This is a genomic window from Vibrio splendidus (genome assembly GCF_002873455.1).
In the GTDB taxonomy this organism is placed as follows: Bacteria; Pseudomonadota; Gammaproteobacteria; order Enterobacterales; family Vibrionaceae; genus Vibrio; species Vibrio splendidus_J.
Genome location: NZ_MCUN01000006.1, coordinates 79,409 through 99,518, shown reverse-complemented (window position 1 = coordinate 99,518; position 20,110 = coordinate 79,409). Strand labels below are relative to the sequence as shown.

The window sequence follows — 20,110 nt, the reverse complement described above, 5'->3', positions numbered from 1 at the left end:
GATGAATAGAGGGTTAAATGATATTTTTATTAATCGTTTAACTATTTCTTGATAGCGTTTGCCATCTTGTCAAACATGGCAATAACACTGTCGGCTTTGATACGTTTCATTGCTTTGTCATCTTTAACTCTAGTTCGCCAATCTAGTTGCTCGACCTGTTCGGGATGCTCTGCTGCTATCGCATCTTCATAAACAGATACCACTGCGTGTAACGAATTATATGGCCCTGTGCGCTTTGGGTTGTGATGAGCATACAATCCTATAACAGGTGTGCCGATCGCATTCGCCATATGAGTAGGTCCAGTATCCGGAGCTACTATTAAGTCAGCCTCTTTTATTAAAGCAAGCATTTCTAATAGGCTACTTTTGCCTACCAGATTATATACTTGGGTTGTTAACCGCTCTTCTATTGATTTTGCTAATTGAACCTCAATAGTCGCAGGGCTTCCAGACAAGACAATATTCCATCCTGATTGTTGAGCATGCTCTATAAGTGCTACATACCCCTCGATAGTCCAGTTCTTGTAACTTTTACTTGTTGCAGGAACTATGACAAGGTTTGGGACTTGTGATTTGATTTGTGCTTTAGCCCACAGAGTTTGTTCGGGTGTGCACTTTAGTGTCCAAGTTGGTAGCTGTTCAGGTACGCCAAGATAAAATGCAAAACTCATTAGCCCATCAAGTACGTGCATGCTTTCTGGAGATGGTACTTTTACATTGGTAAACAAAGTTTGAAAGTCTTGGCTACGCTTTGTATCAAACCCAAGTTTATACTTTGCTTTGATACCCAAGGTTGCGATACTTGCACGTAGTGCGTATTGCATGTGTAAAAGTGCATCAAATTGTCGGCCTTGAAGCGTCAGCCAGAGCTTTTTATACTCTTGCCAGCCGCCTTTTTTATCAAAAATAATTATTTCCAATCCGTCAACAGCTTCAAGGAGTTGAGCTTCCAGCCTTCCAGTAATCCAAGTTATCTTTGTTTCTGGCCAGTAACTCTGAATGGCTTGCACAGAAGCTATGGTGTTGCATACATCTCCTATTGCAGATAATCGTAAAATACATAAGGATCTTGGAGCTGAATTAAACAGTGACATGGAAAAACTCTAGCAAATTGATTGATAAGAATTATGCAGCTGAGGCTTCGGAATGTAAAATCATTCTAACGGTGAACTTAGGACAAAAGATGCGAACCGAAAAAATAAGTAATCAAACCATTGTCTATGATCCAAACTTGTTGTCAAAGCAACTAGTAAAGCAAGCTTTTGATGCCGGTTTTTGGCAGTCGAAGAATATGATTGTAGGGCAAGCGCAGGGACGAGGTACAACTTGGTTTATTCAGCTAGAAGCAACGCAAGCGGCATTGCGGCACTATAGACGTGGTGGCCTTTTAGGTAAGCTGATTAATGACCACTACCTATATCTCGGTGATAAACGAGTTCGAAGTTTTCAGGAGTTTGGGCTTTTGCAGACTTTAATTGATAATAAAGTTAATGTGCCTAGACCAATCGCAGCTAGAGTAGTCAGAAAAGGTTTAGTCTATCAAGCTGATCTCTTGAGTGAAAAGGTACCTAACGCTAGTGACTTAGTTGATTACTTGACTAAATCCGTTTTAGATAAAGAAACGTATTACAATATTGGTTCTGAGATTCGCAAGATGCATGATGCCCAAGTAAATCATACAGACCTTAATATTCACAATATTTTGCTTGATGCAAAGGAGCAGGTTTGGCTCATTGATTTTGATAAATGTTTCCAGCAAAAAGGAAATACTTGGAAGAAAAGTAATCTAGAACGTCTCAAACGCTCTTTTATAAAAGAGCAAGGCAAACGTAGGATTCAGTGGCAAGAGAGTGATTGGGTACAACTGATGAACGGATACGATGATACTTTGTAGTAAAACTGCATCTAGGGTATATTTAACAGTAGTCCATCTCGATTTTAACTAAATAGAATTTTAATCAACATATGAAAATTGCATTGATTCATATGCGGCACGCTAATACGGGCGGCACAGAACTATTTTTGAACTATTTATCTCGTTATCTCGCAGAGCAGGGGGATGAGGTCTACATTATATGTCGTACGCATGTAGAGCCTTCACATCCTAATATTAAATTTGTAAAGTTGGCGGGTTTGGCTATTGGTAAATCTCATCGTATCTGGAAGTTTGCAAAGGATGTTGAGAATCATTTAAATTCGCATCACTATGACTTTGTTTATGGCCTTGGCAAAACTTGGTCGCATGACATGCTTCGCATTGGTGGTGGGACCAGAATGCATTTGGTTGATACGATAAGAGATGGTAAACCGAACCTCAAAGATAAGGTCGCAATAGAAATTGAGCAACGCTCAATGAAAGATGGGGCGTACAGACACATTGTAGCTAACTCATACAAGAGTGCTCATGAGATCCAACAAGCTTACAAGGTTCAACCCGAAAAGATTTCTGTCATACATAACTTTGTCGATACAAAGCGATTTGATCGAGAACGAGTTTCTGTAGATGCTGAAGCTTTCCGCAATCGTTTGTCTATCGATTGGAGTAAGCCAATATTCTTGTTCTTAGGTACGGGATACAGGCGAAAAGGGTTATCTGAAACACTACGAGCTTTTTCTCAATTGAGCATTGAGGCTAATTTATTAATTGTTGGTAGAGAAAGCAATGAAGAGGATTATAAGCAACAAGCTCAAAGTTTAGGAATTGCAGAAAAGTGTCATTTTCTCGGTTCGCAGACAAGGCCAGAGCTATTTTTTTCACTTGTTGATTGTTATGTTTTCCCTACTCATTATGAACCTTTCGGGTTTACTGCTATTGAGGCGTTGTCATGTGGGTGCCCAGTTATTACCACTGAAGATTGTGGTGCGAAAGAGGTGATGCAACCGACTGTTTCGACGGTAATCGAGTCAGGGAAAAACATAAATGCGTTGACAGAAGCTATGCATTATTGGGCTGCGAAGAGAGGTGATTTAAATTTAAAAAAAGCTTGTAGAGATCTGGCCCTAACATTAGATGTAGAAGCAATGATGGAAAAAAACTATCAGATGATACTCTCCATCTACAAAGAGAAGCAAAAATAATAATGCAAGATTTTCTTCACTGGCCTGTTATTGGTCGAGGTTCTGAGCGAACTTGTTATTTAGATCCTAAAAATCCTAATCGATGTATTAAAGTAAGTCATCGAAATAACGCTAAACAAACCAAGCGAGAGATTGCATATCTTGAGAAATTAAAAAAGAATAATGTAGACTTTACGCATCTACCTCAGTATTACGGAGTTATAGACTGTGGGGATTATATCGGTATTATTCAAGAGGTTGTACGTAATTATAATGGTAATATTGCTTCTGATTTGAGGCACTATCTAAAGCTAACTAGAAACGAAAAAGAGTTAAGATTGCTACAAGTGGGGCTTAAAGAACTAAAGTGTTACCTTAAAGAAAATAATATTATCCCTAGTGACTTAGTTCTGAGTAATATATTGGTTATAGAGAAAGAAGAAAACATAAAACTTGTACTTGTTGATGGTTATGGTAGTACGGAGTTATTTCCTATAAGTAATTATATATCATCAATTGGTTGTAGGAAAATAGAACGAAAATGGAAGAAATTCGAGAGAAATAAACTTCCTAAGTTTGATGAAAGTAAAGTTAAGGTCAATGTCATATCGCTTTTAGAAAGTAAAAAACGGAGAGCTAATGTTGATGCACAATTTTCCAATAAATTAGAATACTCTTATTTTGATGCTTATAAAGTCAATGATATACCTAAAAGCTTTGTCAATAAAATCGACGATAAAAAAACTATTTCCCGAAGAGGTTACGCGTTGGGTCGTGGTGAAAGGGGTTGCTTCTATTCCCATTATTCACTTTGGAATAAATGTGTCTCTGATAATGTACCCATGATAATATTGGAAGACGATATTATCATAAAAGAAGATTTTTTTGATTTAGTGAAAATTAATAAACTGGATAACCAAGAGTACGTTAAACTAGAAAAAAGAAGTTCTTCTTTAATTAATATAGGGGATTTTTTCTTTCCTAAGCAGAATCGTTCCGGTGCAGTAGGGTATTACCTTTCACCAAAGGGGGCAAAGAAGTTGATTGATAATCTACACACTATATACATGCCAGTGGACCACTATATTGGTGCAATTTGGTTGCATGGTATCCCGCCTCTTTGTTTGAGAAAGCCCGTAATTACACATAACTACGAAATGGACACAAATATACAATCTGAAAGAAAAATGCTTGAGAATAGTCGGAACTATAGCCTTTATTCAAGAATAACAAGAAAGTTAATTCGATTGAAAGAAAACTGTATGTATCGCTTAGTTTCGATTAGCAAGTTATTACTGAATAAAGTGTAAAATGACAAGAATTATGTCATATTTTAAAAGTGCAGATATAAATTTTTAAAGATAAGTTTGGAAAGGATTATTATCGTTTAATATGAAAGATTGTGAGGCCCTAAAGCTAAATTCCAATTAGGGCATGTTCATTTTGTTGTATTTCCAAGTTATCACTTTCTAATATGTTGGGGGAGGGGAAGAGGTGAATTGCATCAGAGTTTTTAGTAAATCTAGTATATACGTTAGAAGCTATGGGGAATCACTTTTGGGTTCGAGAGTGCTTTCTAGACGCGACCGGTGTGAAGGAATAAGTCATTCAATAATATGGATGATATCAAGATAAGCAAGATATAGGATGTGAGTTACATCTTCAGTTTCTTGTTATGCTGTTAGAGAGGGACTCCTCTTTACTATGATCATAATCATCCTGGTCTACCAGTGACTGATATCATAGCGACAAGAGTTTTGAATGAAGCTTACTAATAGTTAATTTGTTAGCTTATTTTTGATTTGAATTGTTGTCGATTTTATCTAGCTGAAAATTATATACATATTGAGATGGTGGAGTTGCGGACCAAACATTTTCTGAAAGAAAGCTTATAGTTAAATATTTTTGAACAATTAAGATAAAGTTTTTGTTCATAACATTGTTAAAAATAGAATTACGATTTAATGCATTTTGACTTTTGTAAAGCACAAGGACAGTTTCTTCACAATTGTTCCAGAGCTAGATTAGATGCATTTACTTAAGGTGTACTCTAATGCTCCTTCATTTTCTTGATAAACTTTGAGTGCATTTAAGCCCATAATTGAGGCCATTTTTCTATCATGGAGTAACTCAAAGACAGTATGAGCTAATTCATCATTTGATTCGACGATAGTAATGGCGTTAGCTATTAGAAGTTGTTGGGTAACTTCTAAGAAATTATAATAGCTTTTACCTGATATGATCGGTAAAGCAAGTGCTGCGGGCTCAATAACATTGTGGCCTCCAACTTTCTCCCCGATGAAGCTACCACCCATGATGCACACATCTGCCATAGATAAGTACATGAACATTTGCCCCATCGTATTCCCGACCAAGACTTGAGTATCTGTGGGTATATTTGATAAGTCAATGTCAGTCATCTTCATTGTATTGAGTTGGTAGTTATGGCTTGATAAACGATAGACTTCATCAAACCTTTCAGGGTGACGAGGTACAATAATCAAAATCGTTCCTTCGTTGAGTAGTTCAGAGCGTGCTAAAGATTCAATAATTTGTTGCTCTTCATTCGAATGAGTACTACAAGCAACTATAACTTGCTTCTGAATAGCGTGTTTTAAATGTTTACCCTGCTGAACTTGTTGGCTAGGAACTGATATATCGTATTTCAAATTTCCAGAAACACAGACTTGGCTTTGTTTAGCTCCAAGTGATATAAAATTGGTTTTATCTCTCTCGGACTGGCATATGATATTTTTAATTTGACCGATGAGTGACGCGATAATTGAATTTACCTTTTGATAGTTTTTTAAAGACTTATCAGAAAGGCGTGCATTAACAATTTTGATATCAACATCGCTATCCCCAAGAACCTTGAATAAATTTGGCCAAAGTTCCAACTCCATTATGATAAGCTCATCTGGTGAAACACGGGATATGAAGTTATTGATAAATAACTTAAAGTCGATAGGCATATATCTATGCTTCACAATGTTACCTAAACGTTTGTGAACTTCCAGAGCGCCTGTTGAAGTGGTTGTCGTCATTAGCAAAGTCGTATCAGGTTTATTCTTTTTTATTTGTCTAATTAACGGTTCTATTGCAATCACTTCCCCTACTGAAACCGCATGAATCCAGGTTATGTCACTATTTTTTTGCAAAGGTTTACAGTACCCGAAGTACTCTTTCCATCTTCTACCAATACGAGGTTTGTTTTTTTTGGTTTTTAATAGTTTGTATAAATAAAATGGCGCAACGATAGCTAGTAAGCAATTATAAGCTGCGAAAAATAATTTAATCTTCAACTTGCCTCTCCTCCAATAAAATTAGCAGAAGCACACCAAAGAAAACTAATGAGTAAATCTTTTGCAAAGGTACATCCGTCATGGCTGAGGTAAAATAACTGCCACCCACGATTAATATCGGAGCTAAGGAGATGTTTTCATTTTTCCAGGCAATATACGTTGGATAGATAAACCACAATAGGGTAATGCAAAACCCAATAAAACCGTAAATGACTAAGTTGTGTAGGAATTGGTTATGAAAGCTGTTTAATTTTGCAGCCCCGTTACTTATCATCCCTTGTTTGTGAAGAGAGTCCTTCAGGCTTGAGAGGTTATCTGTACCATAACCTAATAGCTTAGGCGGCATACTGATATTTAGTGCTGCCTGATACATCTCAAGTCTTTGACCGATAGAAGAGTTTAAGTTGCCAGCCTCGAGGTGTTTAATCTCGTTCACTGTATCGTTATAACGGGCCTCTATGCTGCCTTTAAAGATTGTGGCAGTGATGCATGTAGCCGATAGGGCCAAACATAAATATAAGGCACCAGATCTTAGGTTCGTGATAAGGAATGATGCTAATATTAAGGTGCTAACAATAGAGAGTGACAGTAAGGCACCACGAGTTCCACTTAAAAATATAGCGCATACATAAAGAACAAAAGCCAAGAACATAACGAGTCTATGGGTCTTACTCTGCATTTTTATACTCTGATAAAGCGATAAACATGCGGCCGCACTCATCGCGGCAGAGTAAGGTAAAGGGTTGATATCCCATGTGGTTCTTGGTATTTTAAGGTAAACTGCATGGTATGCTATATACGCTATTCCAATTAAGCTAAATATTAACATCGGCCAGTGCAAATTTTCTTTTACTTTTATAAGTGCTTCATTTGGTGTGAATATGCCTAAAACTAATAGGGTAAGTAGTCCTCTCATCTCATTAGTATTATACCCGTGTATCTCCTTAGAAAGGACAGCATAAGTAGCAGCAAGAGCGAATAAAGGCAATAGTCTCCGCCTCTTGCACCATTTTAAAATCTGCTTGAAACTAAAAAGATATGCAGACGACAATGCAGCAACAATAGTACTGATCATCGCGATTTTATAACTATCTGAATATAAAAATAGGCCACTAAAAGCCCAAATAATAGGAATGTACAGGAGTGGTATTAGTATTGGATGGATTGACTTCATTTTAATCGTTCTATTACTCTGTTCGCTGGCAACTCTTTCAAACACTTCAAATGTCCCAGTGGACATTCACGTTTAAAACATGGCCTACACTCGATTTCGGTATGTACAATTTCAACATTTTTAGCCAGTGGCGGGGTGTATTTGGGTGATGTAGAACCATAAACGGCAACTACGTTACATCCAACAGCTGCAGCTACATGCATCAAACCAGAATCATTACTGACTACCGTCTCACAAGCACCGAGTAGGTCTACGGCTTCTATAAGGCTAGTTTTTCCTGCTAGCACATGGACGTTATCTATAAATTTTTTGGACACTAAGTTTTTGATGTTTTCACATGATTCTACATCTTTTTGTGAACCAAATAGCCAAACTTGGTTACCTAATTTACATAAGTGTTCTGCCACTTCTGCATAATGTTGTTCCGGCCATTTTTTTGCGGGGCCAAACTCAGCTCCGGGGCATAATCCTACTGCTGCAAGGTCAACTATGTTTAGGTTAAATTTATTAAAAGCGGCTTGCTGTGCTTTATCGTCTATTTGTAATTTCGGTCTAGGTAAGGTGTTAAGCCCACCAAGAGAGCTCGAATCTATCATTTCACTGCTGGGATGGGCCAGTGCGACATAGCGTTCAACCATGTACTCGAATGATTTCATATTGTCTCGGCGATCATTAATCAACCCAAACCGCATTTCGCCTTTCCATCCTACTCTTTGGGGAATGTTTGCAAACCAGGGAATGAGAGCGGATTTCACAGACTTAGGAAGAACATAAGCGATATCATATCGTTCGTCACGTAAGGTTATCCCCAGCTTACGGCGCATACTCAGATTAAATTCACCATGTCCTATTGGCATGTCGATTGCTGTATGGATTTCTTTCATTCTTTCTAAAATAGGTCGACACCAAGCGGGAGCCATAACATCGATTTGTGCTTCCGGATGTTTTTGCTTGAGCGTACTGTATAAAGACTGGGACATCACCATATCCCCAACCCAAGAAGGGCCGATAATTAGTATTTTTTTATATTTGGAAGTCATGTTATTTATGTTCGTTCTCACGTTCTAAGCGGTAGTAATTTTTTCCGTCAGGTTGAGTTCTTAATAGCCTTAAAGTCCACATATATTGCTCTGGGTTCACTGAAGCTTTAGTTTCAATGTAGTGGTTCATAGTTCTAGCATCTTTTTCTTCTGAGCCTGAAGGGAAATTTTTGAACCCAGGATCAATGTGAATGACATACTTTCCTGTTTTTGAATCAATCATTGCATAGACAGGGACTATTTCTGCGCGACTAACTTTCGCCAATTTCCCTAAACCGGGCAGAGTCGCTTTCTGGGTAGCAAAGAAATCAACAAATATACTATGTTCTGGGCCGTGATCTTGATCGGGTAGGTAATAACCTAAGTAACCATCTCGCACAGATTTGATGAATGGTTTGACGCCACCACTTCGTTCATAAACTCTACCACCGTATTGCACTCTTTGACGGTGCATCAACCAGTCCATAACTTCATTCTTTTGTTTTTTTGCCATCGCTGATACAGGCATGCCCATAGAGGCGAACAAAATAGCGGGTACATCAATCGCCCAAGTGTGTGGGACTAAAAGAATGACATTCTTACCTGAGTCAAGAATCGTTGTTAGGTTGTCCATCCCTTTTATTTCACACTGTGATTTTAACCAATGCTTGTCTCGTAAACTAAGTAAGCTGAAGCCCATAAGGAAAACGCCTGAGGTAACAAGCAATTGGTGAATAATATTCTGTCGTTCGCACTCAGACTTTTTTGGGAAGCAAAGCTTTAAGTTAACCCACGCATTTGCGACGGTTCCTTTACGTTTTTGTGTAAGTCGAGAGGCAATTTTATCGGCTATCCAATATCGTCCTTTAAATGGAAGTAAAGCCATTGGTATCGCAAGGAGTACGAACAACCAGGTACTCCAATATTTTGGAGCAATAAAATGCAGGGAGAAACTCGGGTTATACGCTAACTCGTCAAAATCATTACGAGAGGATTGGCTCATGAATATTCCAAAGTGATTGAGTAGCAATGACAGGATAACGGTTTCAGTATAACACTCATCTAATCAGCAAACTATGTCGCTATAAAGAGGCTGAAAACCACAACTAAGTTACTGTAAATTTAACATCGCATTACCGCAGGCGATGACTTTATCGGTGCTTATTGATTCTATACTTCCGCTCGGGTCACTGGGTAATAGTGGTAAGGAACGGTCCGTAAACAAAAACCATTCTTTGATGACTTCTTGCGGCATTTTTTTTAGGTTATTTGAACCCCAACCAAACATCATAACCAACGGATTCTGCATCATTTGAAATATATGAGCAGGCCCACAGTCATTTGCAATTGTAAGTTTAGTTTTTCTTGCCATGGCGACAAGCTGTTCAATGGATGGTGAGTTAAACACGACGACTGGCACACCATTGAACGAACTAGGGAGGACATCATTGTATTCTTGTTCTTGAGGTCCAAGTACAATATACACAACGTCTAATTGTTGATTACTCTGTAGTATAGATTCTGCTGAATCAATAAATCGTTGTATCGGCCACCGTTTAAAGCTGCCCGCGCCTCCTCCAGGTAAGAGTACTAGTGCATTTTTAAAGTTATCAATATCATGGCCTTCGGCGATCGTATCTATTATTGATGTTTGATAGTTTGTATTCTTCGCACCGTTGAGAGCTTGCAAGTGTGCATTAGCAATATAACGATCTTTTTTAGGTATTAATGCGTGATAATCGTACGCTCGCGCATTTAAGTTTTGGGTACTATGGCTAAATTTTTCTTTGGCATTGACGAATGGCATTATCAAGTGGTGCAACTTTGAGCTATTGCGGCGCAGATTAACTAGCACATCGTAATTGCGTGAGTTTATCTGCTTGAGTAATGAAGGGATAGACATGTCTTTGTACTCAATCACATCGTCAGCACCATTGTTGACGCACAACCAAGTAGCAGGTTCATTGACAGTCCAAACTGTAATTTGGCACTCACCATAATAGTCTCTTAAGGCACTGATTAGCGGAAGTTGTAATACAACTGAACCAAAACGTCTACGTCCGGGGGTAAATATTGCGATTTTTTTCAAAACAAAGACTCAAGTTTGCCAATGGGTTTATCCAGTTGATATTAACAACTCAACATAACTTAATAAACCGACTTGGAATAAAAAACTTATCTAGTTTTTACTTTTTTCACTAGGTTGCTATTGACTACTTTTGGGACAAATTGAGTGATGTCACCACCGTGAATGGCCACTTCTCGTACTAGAGTCGACGATAAAAACGCATATTCTTCTGCTGGAGTTAAGAAGATGCTCTCTAGATTTGGCATGAGTCTGCGATACATTGTGGTCAAACCAAATTCGTACTCAAAATCCATTGTGGTTCTGAGCCCACGAACCAGTACATTAGCGTTCTGTTGTTTAGCAAAGTCAACCAATAATCCGCTGAACCCTAATACGGAGACATTGGAGTAGGATTGGCATACTTGCTTAAGTAATGTTACTCGCTCCTCTAGGTCAAACAAGGTGTTTTTACTAGGACTAGCAGCCACACCTACTACAACATGGTCAAATAAGTTGGATGCGCGTCCGATAATATCAAGATGACCATTGGTAACGGGATCAAAAGTACCTGGGTAGATGGCTTTTTTCATGGCTTCTTTGCTCATGTTCTTTAAAACAATGCATATATTAGATCATTACAGCTCTCGTCGCCATATTATGTGGATAGAACGGATAGAACGGATAGAACGGCTAGAAGCGTGATAAATGTATCGAGATTATGCTAGAGGGGAAGAGCCGTGTAAAATAGACACTTTATTGTTCATGAATTTATTTTTTGGTTCTTCGTATGACTCATGGTAAACCAGGTAACACAGGTCTCACCCGCATAATCAAAGCAACAGATTATTCCATCCAAGGGTTAAAGGCTGCATATAAATATGAAGCGGCTATCCGACAAGAATTAGCTTTGCTATTCGTTTCTATCCTGTTGGCTTTCATCTTAGATCTATCGGTGCTAGAGCGAATTGTAATGTTAGGTAGCATTGTGTTGGTTTTAATTGTTGAGTTGATTAACTCTGCGATTGAAGCTGTCGTCGATCGTATTGGAATTGAGCAGCATGAGTTGAGTGGCAGGGCAAAAGACATAGGCTCTGCTGCTGTTATGGTCGCATTAATGTTTGCTACATTTGTTTGGGGTTATATTCTTTTTTTTTAAATATACTGATTACTTCTTGAGATCTCGTCATTGACTAGGCAACTTCAAGGGATCTAGCTAGTGAGTACCTCAATGCAGATGTACTCACTAGGTAACGTTTCTCATCCTTGATCGTGAGTCGATGAGGAATCGAATAGGTCTAGGAACTTTTACCCGTTAACCTCATCCATATACTCAGCTACACCTTCAGCTACTGACTTAAACTTATGGTCACAACCAGCCGCACGCAGCTTAGTTAAGTCAGCTTGAGTAAACTCTTGGTAAGCACCTTTTAAATGTTCAGGGAACGGAATTGTTTCGATTTCGCCTTTACCGTGATGCTTAATTACCGCTTTGGCAACTTCGTCAAAAGACTCAGCATTGCCGGTGCCTAGGTTAAAGATGCCAGAAACACCATTTTCTAAGAACCACAGGTTTACTGCTGCAACATCACCGACATACACAAAATCACGTTGGAATGTTTCGCTACCTGCGAACAGTTTAGGGTTCTCTCCGGCATTCATTTGGTTGTTTAGGTGGAAGGCCACAGAAGCCATGCTGCCTTTGTGATCTTCACGCGGTCCGTAAACATTGAAATAACGGAAACCAGTGATTTGAGGCAGTGTCTCGTTGTGAGCCGCAGCGTCTGCTTGTAGGCGGCGAACATAGTTATCAAACTGCTGTTTAGAGTAACCGTACACGTTCAATGCACCTTCGTACTCTTTTTCTTCGATGAAAGTATCTGTCTCACCGTAAGTCGCAGCAGAAGAGGCATATAGGAAGGGGATTTCACGCTCAACACAGTAATGCAATAACTCTTTTGAGTACTCATAATTGTTAAGCATCATGTATTTGCCATCCCACTCAGTGGTAGCCGAGCACGCACCTTCATGGAAAATAGCTTCAATAGGGCCGAAATCATCGCCAGCCATAACTTGAGTTAGGAAGTCATCGCGATCCATGTAATCAGTGATGTCTAGGTCTACAAGGTTCTTGAACTTTTTGCCGTTCTTGAGGTTGTCGACAACTAGAATATCGTTGTGGCCTGCGTCATTGAGTGCTTTCACAATATTGCTGCCGATCATGCCAGCACCACCAGTTACGATAATCATATTTTTCCTACTCTTTTGAATATAAGACTACCGCGAGTATAGCAAGGAATGATAAAGACGAGCTAGTGGAATAATTTTTGAAGCGGAGTATGATACGAGCAGTTTAGTCTTAGGTTAGTGCGCAGTAAGCACACGAAATTATAGGTATTATCATGAAGATTGCAGTTGCGGGTACCGGTTATGTAGGTTTATCTAATGCGATGTTATTGGCACAAAACCATGAAGTGGTAGCGGTTGATATTGTTGAAGACAAAGTAGCGATGCTGAATAAAAAGCAGTCACCGATTGTGGATAATGAGATTGAATCTTTTCTAACAAATAAGGCGCTGAACTTTCGAGCGACAACCGATAAGCAAGCGTATCAAGATGCAGATTTCGTTATTATCGCTACGCCAACCGACTATGACCCTAAAACGAACTACTTTAATACCAGTTCTGTAGAATCGGTCATTAAAGACGTCATGGATATCAATCCAAATGCCGTCATGGTGATCAAATCAACGGTACCTGTTGGTTATACTGAGCGCGTTAAGCAAGAGCTAAACTGCAAAAACGTCATGTTCTCACCGGAGTTTTTGCGCGAAGGCAGGGCCCTGTACGATAATCTACACCCATCACGTATTATCGTTGGTGAATGTTCTGAACGCGCTAAAGTGTTTGCGAATCTTTTGGTTGAAGGCGCAGAAAAAGAGAATATCGACGTACTCTTTACTAATTCCACAGAAGCGGAAGCGGTAAAGCTCTTTTCGAATACCTACCTGGCGATGCGTGTTTCTTATTTCAATGAGCTCGATTCTTACGCCGAAGCGCACGGTTTGGATTCTCGTCAGATTATCGAAGGTGTGGGTTTAGACCCTCGAATTGGCAATCATTACAACAATCCTTCATTTGGTTACGGTGGTTATTGCTTACCAAAAGATACCAAGCAACTGTTGGCTAATTACCAAGATGTACCTAACAACATAGTGGGTGCCATTGTCGATGCTAACCGCACTCGTAAGGACTTCATTGCGGATTCGATTATTAGGCGCTCACCTAAAATTGTAGGTATTTATCGCTTGATCATGAAGGCTGGCTCGGACAACTTCCGTGCATCGTCGATTCAAGGGATCATGAAGCGTTTAAAAGCCAAAGGTATTGAAGTGGTCGTGTTCGAACCTGTTTTAGAAGAAGAGCATTTCTTTAACTCGAAGGTTTATTCTGATCTCGAAGAGTTCAAAGCCACATCGGATGTGATTGTCTCCAACAGAATGGTAGAAGAGCTCGCAGACGTTGCAGATAAGGTTTACACACGAGACCTCTTCGGCAGTGATTGATTCCAGCCACGGTTGATTCCAGCCGCGATTAATTGCAGTTGTGATTGTTTGAAAGAGAATTTTAGAGTTTGCTAATTCGACCAGATGTTATCAGCTCGATCTATCCGCTTAGTGGCGATATACTGAACCACTAAACGGATAGGGACCTTATAACTAATGAAAACACGTGACAAGATTGTTTACGCTGCTCTAGAGCTTTTTAATGAGCACGGTGAGCGTAGTATTACGACCAATCATATTGCTGAACATATCGAGATTAGCCCTGGTAACCTCTACTACCACTTCCGTAACAAGCAAGAAATTGTCCGTGATATCTTTACTCTCTATTCAACAGAGTTGCTTGAAAGGTTCACGCCGATTCAAGGCCAGCAAGAAAGCCTGACGCTACTAAAGACCTACTTAGATTCTATCTTCACACTGATGTGGAAGTACCGATTCTTCTATGCGAATCTACCTGAAATATTGTCACGTGATGAAAAACTGCACCTTGATTACATGGCTGTGCAAGAAAGATTGCAAACGAACCTTGTTGATATCATGAGAGCCTTTGTTGAGTTGAACTTGCTAAAAGCAACGGATACGGAAATGAAGTCGATGGTTACTTCCCTTCACTTGATCGCATCGGGTTGGTTGGCGTATCAGTCTGCAATGTCTCCAAAAGCCCAAATTACCGAGCAAGTGGTCCATCAAGGAATGCTGCAGATGATCGCGACCGTTAAACCGATTGCGACAACTCAAGGTTTTGAACAGCTGACATTATTGGAAGATGGTGTAAGGGCTTTGAACTCTAAATAGAAAGAGGCGAGTAAGCTATATACGGGATTCGAAGAACGATACTCGAATCCCGTATCTGCTCTTACCTAACCAACCAGCTCTTTGGATTCTGAGCTTGGCTGTTTCTGCGAATCTCAAAATACAGTGATGGACGAGTTTGGCCGCCAGTGTCACCTGCAAGCGCGATGGCTTCACCTGCTTTAACCTTGTCACCTTCTTTTTTCAGTAGTGCTTGGTTAAAGCCATAGAGCGTCATATCACCTTTACCATGGTCGAGAAGAACCACTAAGCCATAACCACGCAGATACTCGGCAAATACTACCGTACCTGAATAAACAGACTTAACTTGCTGACCATACTTAGCGTTGATCACCATACCTTTCCAGTTAATTTGACCCGTTTGGCGTGACCCGTAGTTATGCAGAACTTTGTCTTTGATTGGCCAAGGCAGTTTGCCTTTACGTTTGGCTAACCCATCCATTGGTACGGCATTACGTCTTTCTCGAGCCGCTTTCTCCGCTTTTGCTATTTCAGCTTTCAGGCGAGTTTCATTTCGCTGAAGCTCTGCCAAGTAATTTTTGTCACCCGAGATGTTTTTCTTGATGCTGCCAACCGTTTTCTTACGTTGCGTTTGAGTCTTAGATAACTTGTCGCGCTTGGTGGTTTGCTGTTTTAACAGGGTCGCAATTTGTTCTTGCTCGAGTTGACGCTGTTTATGGCTTTCTTCTAGTTCAAGTTGCGTCTGCTCAATCGTTTTGATTGTTGCGGAGCGAGCTTTGGCAAGGTGCTGGTAATAGTGACTGATGCGATCTTCTTCCACACCTGTGTTGAGAATGTGAGAAGAAGCCTTCGCTCGACTTGTCATGTAGTAAGTTTGAATCAGTTGTTCTAACTTGTCGGTATGGATTTTTTTCTGGGTAGTAAGCGCTTTAATCTTGGTATCTAAGTTAACAAGATTTGCATTGGCCGTATTGAGTTGCTTTTTACTGTCTAGAATCGCCTTTTCAAGCGACACAATGGACAGTTCTTGTTTCTTGAGGTTTGCCTGTAGGCTATCGAGTTTTTTCTGCTGTGAGGAAAGATTTTTTTGTTGGCGAGATATTTCGCTTGATACGCCTTTCAGTTCCCCCTGAGAGGCGGCAAATGACGATGTAGATAACAGAGCAACACAAAGGCTGGCAGATATCAAAAGAACAGTGCTAACTACTTGGACTGGTTTTATCATTATCGTCATTTTGCTCTTATTCATTATCAACAACGGCTGTTAGTCTTTTGCATTTCGGTTACTCGAATCGAGTATTTGCTCTTAAATTCCATCACCATGAATGAAGTTCTGAGAGCGACCGTTGAACCCTTGATCCATATCCAAAGAGGGTTTGTCAGTTTTCGGTTTTCCGACAATTTTTGCGGGAACGCCAGCGACAGTCGTATGAGGCGGTACAGCTTGCAGAACTACAGAGCAAGAACCAATCTTCGCGCCTTCACCCACTTCAATATTGCCGAGAATTTTCGCACCAGCACCAATCATTACGCCTTCGCGGATCTTAGGGTGACGATCGCCACCTTCTTTACCCGTACCACCCAAGGTAACGTCTTGAAGAATTGACACGTCATTCTCGACTACGGCCGTTTCACCTATCACAATGCCTGTCGCGTGGTCGAGCATGATCGCTTTACCGATACGAGCGGCAGGGTGAATATCCACTTGGCAAGCAACCGAGATTTGGTTCTGTAAGTAAGTGGCAAGCGCAATACGGCCTTGCTTCCATAACCAGTTAGCTACTCGGTAGCCTTGTAGAGCATGGTAGCCTTTCAGATAAAGTAGAGGCATCGAGTACATCTCGACCGCAGGATCTCGATTTACCGTCGCGCAAATATCACAAGCGGCAGCATCAATAATCGATTGATCCTGCTTGAATGCTTGTTCAACCACTTCACGCACTGCCATTGCTGGCATTGACGCTGTCTTTAACTTGTTTGCTAGGATGTAACTGAGGGCTGCCCCCAAACTTTCATGGTTGATAATGGTGGCATGATAAAAACTCGCAAGCATAGGCTCTTGTTCTGACTGCTGTCGAGCTTCCTTCACAATGCATTGCCAAACTTTTTGCTGTTCACAGTGTTTCATTTTACCATCCGTTTTATCTATTTCATTCCACGACGTAATACGTGATGTTATCGCTCTGACTTCTTGTCTCGAGCAAGGAGATCTTGTGCCGCTAAGTGTGCATCTTTTCCTTGATACAACACTTGATAGATTTGTTCAACAATTGGCATCTCAACGCCCATACGTTCGGATAGTAACCAAACTTCTTTAGTGTTGCGATAGCCTTCAACTACTTGGCCGATCTCTTCTTGTGCAGTATCGACGTCTTTACCTGAACCTAAAGCCAATCCAAAACGACGGTTACGTGATTGGTTATCAGTACAGGTTAGTACTAGATCGCCCAGTCCTGCCATACCCATAAAGGTTTCGGGTTGTGCACCCAGTGCAGCGCCTAAGCGACTCATTTCAGCTAAACCACGCGTGATCAGTGCAGTACGAGCATTGGCACCAAAACCAATGCCATCCGACATGCCTGCGCCAATTGCGATAACATTTTTCACTGCGCCGCCAAGTTGCATGCCGATGAAATCTGAGTTTGCGTATACGCGGAATGTTTTACCGCAGTGGATCTTCTCTTGCAGCTCTTCTAAGAATACTTCATCTGGTGAAGCGACAGAGATAGCCGTTGGCATACCCATCGCTAACTCTTTGGCAAAAGTAGGCCCTGATAGAACCGCTAGCGAGTACCCATCACCAAGCACATCGTGCGCGACATCTTTAAGTAAGCGGCCTGTTTCTGGCTCTAGGCCTTTGGTCGCCCAACAGATGCGAGAATCCGTACCTAAGTAGGGTTTCAGGCTATTTAGAACAATACCAAACACGTGGCTAGGCACAACAACGAGAAGGTCACGACTTGCTGTTACTACTTTCTCAAGATCGGATTCGATGATTAGGCTTTCTGGAAAGTCGATATTTGGCAGGAACTCATTATTAGCACGCTCAGATTCAAGACGAGCCATATGAACAGGATCATGTCCCCAAAGAACAACGTTGGCACCGTTACGCGCTAGAGATATCGCTAAAGATGTCCCGTAAGAGCCTGCGCCAATTACAGTCATAGTGATCTCTTTGCCGTAAGTGTTCGTCGTGTTCGTCGGGCGAGTTGTTTCTGTCATGCTTCCACCTAAAAATAATGAGGGAAATCGAAGAGTTCTGAAAAAGCCATCCACTAAAATAGGAAGAGCTTTCAATCTTAGTACAGTGTAAAGAAAAAATGCACATCGCAGAAGTTACGATGTGCATTTAAAAGCTAACTAGCGCTTGAAACGTTAGAGTTAAGTTCTACTTTGAGACTTAAGCCTGTTCGCCTTCAGCTTGTTGAGCTTGGTTCTGTAGGTAGTTCATGAACAAAGCATCGAAGTTTACTGGAGCTAGGTTCAGTTGTGGGAACGTACCTTTAACCACTAGGCTAGAAATTGTTTCACGAGCGTATGGGAATAGAATGTTCGGGCAGAATGCGCCTAGGCAATGAGCCAGTTGACCAGCTTCCATCTCGCTTGCAGAGAAGATACCGCCTTGTTGAACTTCACAAAGGAATGCAGTGTCTTCTGCGTTCTTAACTGTAACCGTTAGACGTAGGATTACTTCGTAAACGCCTTCGCCAAGTTCACGGCTTTGAGTGTCTAGGTCCAGTTTTACATCTGGGTTCCACTCTTTCTGAAACATGTCTGGAGAGTTTGGCGCTTCGAAAGATACGTCTTTTAGGAAGATACGTTGGATTGCGAAGTTTTGTTGTGCGTCTTGTTGTGCTGCTTCAGCCATTTTCTTGTCCTTAAAAATTTATAATTAGGTTTTGTTCGTCATATCAGCCAAACAAAACCTTAAAGTCATATTCGTGTAATCAGGTCAGCTTACTTTTTGCTTTGAACTACTTCTTACCTTTAACCAAAGGTAAGTTAGCTTCGCTCCAAGCCACTAAGCCGCTTTTCAGTACGCTTACGTTTTCGAAACCTGCTTTAACTAGCAAGTTCGCGCTTTCTTGAGCGGTTTGACCTGTCTTGCATACTACGATGATTGGGTCTGCTTTGTGGCTTTCAAGGCTACCAAAGCTATTTGCTTTGATATCTGACGGCAAAATGTGAACTGCGTCCGTAATATGGCCCTTTTTGAACTCATCTTTAGTACGAATATCAACCACAACGCCATTTTCACGGTTAATCATGTGTGTGGTTTGCGCTGCCGTGATCTCTTTGTAGGCTGCGTTTGATGTCTTGATAACGTTCGCAATGATGGCAACAACCAAGCCGATCCATACGATGGCTAAAATCATATTATCTTGAACAAATGGAACTAACTCTTGCATATCTTGAACTCTTATTCGTTATTGGGCGAAAAACTATAGGTCAGGAGTATAGCGAGAAAGGGTAGGAGAATACAGAGGAAGGATGTAGTTGGGCCAACTCCCTTTCCCTTGGATACTAAAAATGCAAGTCGTGCGTAACAGTGATATTTCAAGTATTTCGCTCTTTTATTGTGAAATGATGCTCTCGTCTAGTAGCTCTTCGAATCTCGTCTACCTGTCATTTACACATACTCTGAGTCCTTCGTATCCAGTCTGCTTGTGTCTAATGTTTAGTCATCTCATTCGTTAAATACAATGTCAATAGCCGCCGCCCCCCTCCCGAATATTATTCCTAACAATGTTATGCGTCTTGGTGGCTTCGACTGTATAGCTTTCGTGGCTTTTCCTCCGACGACAATCATGTTTGAAACTCGATTCTCTATCGTGTTCCGCATACCTATTTAATATTTTGGTGATGAATCAATGTGGAACGATGAAGACTGAATAATGGAGAACGGCACGTAGGCAATAGCGGCTTAGAGTACTGATCGTGTAGAAATAAATCATTTGGTAAAAAGATATCAAGAGAGGGAGAGGGCTTGTAGATGGTGAATAACACCCCAAACTTCGCTGTGCGATACAGCAACTTGCTAATTGATACAGAAAATCGATGCTAGATAGATACGTAATTTTTACAAAGTGTACAATGTTTTCACTAGGGAAGTGCATTGTAAGACACCTGCCCTGCGACACCAAATTCAAAGT

The 20,110-nt window shown here is 40.6% G+C and carries 19 protein-coding genes; 6 read left to right on the top strand and 13 right to left on the bottom strand.

Features of this window, described 5'->3' with window-relative positions:
• Positions 1-41: 41 nt before the first annotated feature.
• A complete protein-coding gene (locus BCU75_RS03695) occupies positions 42-1,094 on the bottom strand; it encodes a glycosyltransferase family 9 protein (protein ID WP_076676073.1) in 1,053 nt (350 codons plus the stop codon).
• A gap of 89 nt (positions 1,095-1,183) precedes the next feature.
• On the opposite strand from BCU75_RS03695, the gene BCU75_RS03690 reads away from it, so the two are divergent.
• From BCU75_RS03690 to BCU75_RS03680, 3 genes are all read left to right on the top strand, one after another.
• Positions 1,184-1,894, top strand: a complete 711-nt coding sequence (locus BCU75_RS03690) for a 3-deoxy-D-manno-octulosonic acid kinase (protein ID WP_102473023.1) — start codon at positions 1,184-1,186, stop codon at positions 1,892-1,894.
• Between the two features lie 71 nt (positions 1,895-1,965).
• A complete protein-coding gene (locus BCU75_RS03685; protein ID WP_076676075.1) occupies positions 1,966-3,078 on the top strand; it encodes a glycosyltransferase family 4 protein in 1,113 nt (370 codons plus the stop codon).
• A 2-nt stretch (positions 3,079-3,080) separates the two neighbouring features.
• On the top strand, positions 3,081-4,367 hold the full coding sequence (locus BCU75_RS03680; protein ID WP_102472954.1) for a glycosyltransferase family 25 protein: 1,287 nt from the start codon (positions 3,081-3,083) through the stop codon (positions 4,365-4,367).
• Positions 4,368-5,081: 714 nt separating this feature from the next.
• Here BCU75_RS03680 and BCU75_RS03675 read toward each other — a convergent pair.
• The 6 genes from BCU75_RS03675 to coaD form a co-directional block, all read right to left on the bottom strand.
• Positions 5,082-6,359, bottom strand: coding sequence for a 3-deoxy-D-manno-octulosonic acid transferase (locus BCU75_RS03675; protein ID WP_102472953.1), 1,278 nt, complete (start codon positions 6,357-6,359; stop codon positions 5,082-5,084).
• Positions 6,349-7,578: an O-antigen ligase family protein gene (locus tag BCU75_RS03670; RefSeq protein ID WP_165690351.1), complete on the bottom strand. Its 1,230-nt coding sequence runs from the start codon at positions 7,576-7,578 to the stop codon at positions 6,349-6,351. Before BCU75_RS03670 ends, BCU75_RS03675 begins: the two co-directional genes overlap by 11 nt.
• Complete coding sequence (waaF, locus tag BCU75_RS03665) at positions 7,530-8,573, bottom strand: lipopolysaccharide heptosyltransferase II (RefSeq protein ID WP_076676083.1); 1,044 nt, start codon at positions 8,571-8,573, stop codon at positions 7,530-7,532. The genes BCU75_RS03670 and waaF overlap by 49 nt, the downstream gene beginning before the upstream one ends.
• 1 nt (position 8,574) lies before the next feature.
• Complete coding sequence (gene lpxM, locus BCU75_RS03660) at positions 8,575-9,555, bottom strand: lauroyl-Kdo(2)-lipid IV(A) myristoyltransferase (protein ID WP_076676085.1); 981 nt, start codon at positions 9,553-9,555, stop codon at positions 8,575-8,577.
• Between the two features lie 108 nt (positions 9,556-9,663).
• On the bottom strand, positions 9,664-10,641 hold the full coding sequence (locus tag BCU75_RS03655) for a glycosyltransferase family 9 protein (RefSeq protein WP_076676087.1): 978 nt from the start codon (positions 10,639-10,641) through the stop codon (positions 9,664-9,666).
• Positions 10,642-10,727: 86 nt separating this feature from the next.
• Positions 10,728-11,210 carry a pantetheine-phosphate adenylyltransferase gene (gene coaD / locus BCU75_RS03650; protein ID WP_198592509.1) on the bottom strand — a complete coding sequence of 161 codons (483 nt, stop codon included), beginning with the start codon at positions 11,208-11,210 and terminating at the stop codon, positions 10,728-10,730.
• A gap of 197 nt (positions 11,211-11,407) precedes the next feature.
• Here coaD and BCU75_RS03645 point away from each other — a divergent pair, with 197 nt between their 5' ends.
• Entirely contained in the window at positions 11,408-11,776 is a 369-nt protein-coding gene (locus tag BCU75_RS03645; RefSeq protein WP_102472952.1) for a diacylglycerol kinase, read from the top strand.
• A gap of 149 nt (positions 11,777-11,925) precedes the next feature.
• On the opposite strand, the gene rfaD is transcribed toward BCU75_RS03645, so the two are convergent.
• Positions 11,926-12,867 carry an ADP-glyceromanno-heptose 6-epimerase gene (gene rfaD / locus BCU75_RS03640; protein ID WP_076676093.1) on the bottom strand — a complete coding sequence of 314 codons (942 nt, stop codon included), beginning with the start codon at positions 12,865-12,867 and terminating at the stop codon, positions 11,926-11,928.
• A gap of 152 nt (positions 12,868-13,019) precedes the next feature.
• Between rfaD and BCU75_RS03635 the strand changes: the two genes are divergently transcribed.
• Complete coding sequence (locus BCU75_RS03635; RefSeq protein ID WP_076676095.1) at positions 13,020-14,183, top strand: nucleotide sugar dehydrogenase; 1,164 nt, start codon at positions 13,020-13,022, stop codon at positions 14,181-14,183.
• Between the two features lie 156 nt (positions 14,184-14,339).
• The gene (locus tag BCU75_RS03630; protein WP_076676097.1) at positions 14,340-14,978 is read left to right on the top strand and encodes a TetR/AcrR family transcriptional regulator; all 639 of its coding nucleotides are present in this window, start codon (positions 14,340-14,342) and stop codon (positions 14,976-14,978) included.
• A 61-nt stretch (positions 14,979-15,039) separates the two neighbouring features.
• Here BCU75_RS03630 and BCU75_RS03625 read toward each other — a convergent pair whose 3' ends face one another.
• The 5 genes from BCU75_RS03625 to BCU75_RS03605 form a co-directional block, all read right to left on the bottom strand.
• Positions 15,040-16,191: a murein hydrolase activator EnvC family protein gene (locus BCU75_RS03625; protein WP_076676100.1), complete on the bottom strand. Its 1,152-nt coding sequence runs from the start codon at positions 16,189-16,191 to the stop codon at positions 15,040-15,042.
• 72 nt (positions 16,192-16,263) lie between these two features.
• Positions 16,264-17,085 (bottom strand): serine O-acetyltransferase, encoded by an 822-nt coding sequence (cysE, locus tag BCU75_RS03620; RefSeq protein WP_009847961.1) that lies wholly within the window; start codon positions 17,083-17,085, stop codon positions 16,264-16,266.
• 47 nt (positions 17,086-17,132) lie between these two features.
• Positions 17,133-18,179, bottom strand: coding sequence for an NAD(P)H-dependent glycerol-3-phosphate dehydrogenase (gpsA, locus tag BCU75_RS03615; protein WP_102472951.1), 1,047 nt, complete (start codon positions 18,177-18,179; stop codon positions 17,133-17,135).
• Between the two features lie 178 nt (positions 18,180-18,357).
• A complete protein-coding gene (gene secB, locus BCU75_RS03610; RefSeq protein WP_009847959.1) occupies positions 18,358-18,825 on the bottom strand; it encodes a protein-export chaperone SecB in 468 nt (155 codons plus the stop codon).
• A 106-nt stretch (positions 18,826-18,931) separates the two neighbouring features.
• The gene (locus BCU75_RS03605; protein ID WP_009847958.1) at positions 18,932-19,366 is read right to left on the bottom strand and encodes a rhodanese-like domain-containing protein; all 435 of its coding nucleotides are present in this window, start codon (positions 19,364-19,366) and stop codon (positions 18,932-18,934) included.
• Between the last annotated feature and the right edge of the window lie 744 nt (positions 19,367-20,110).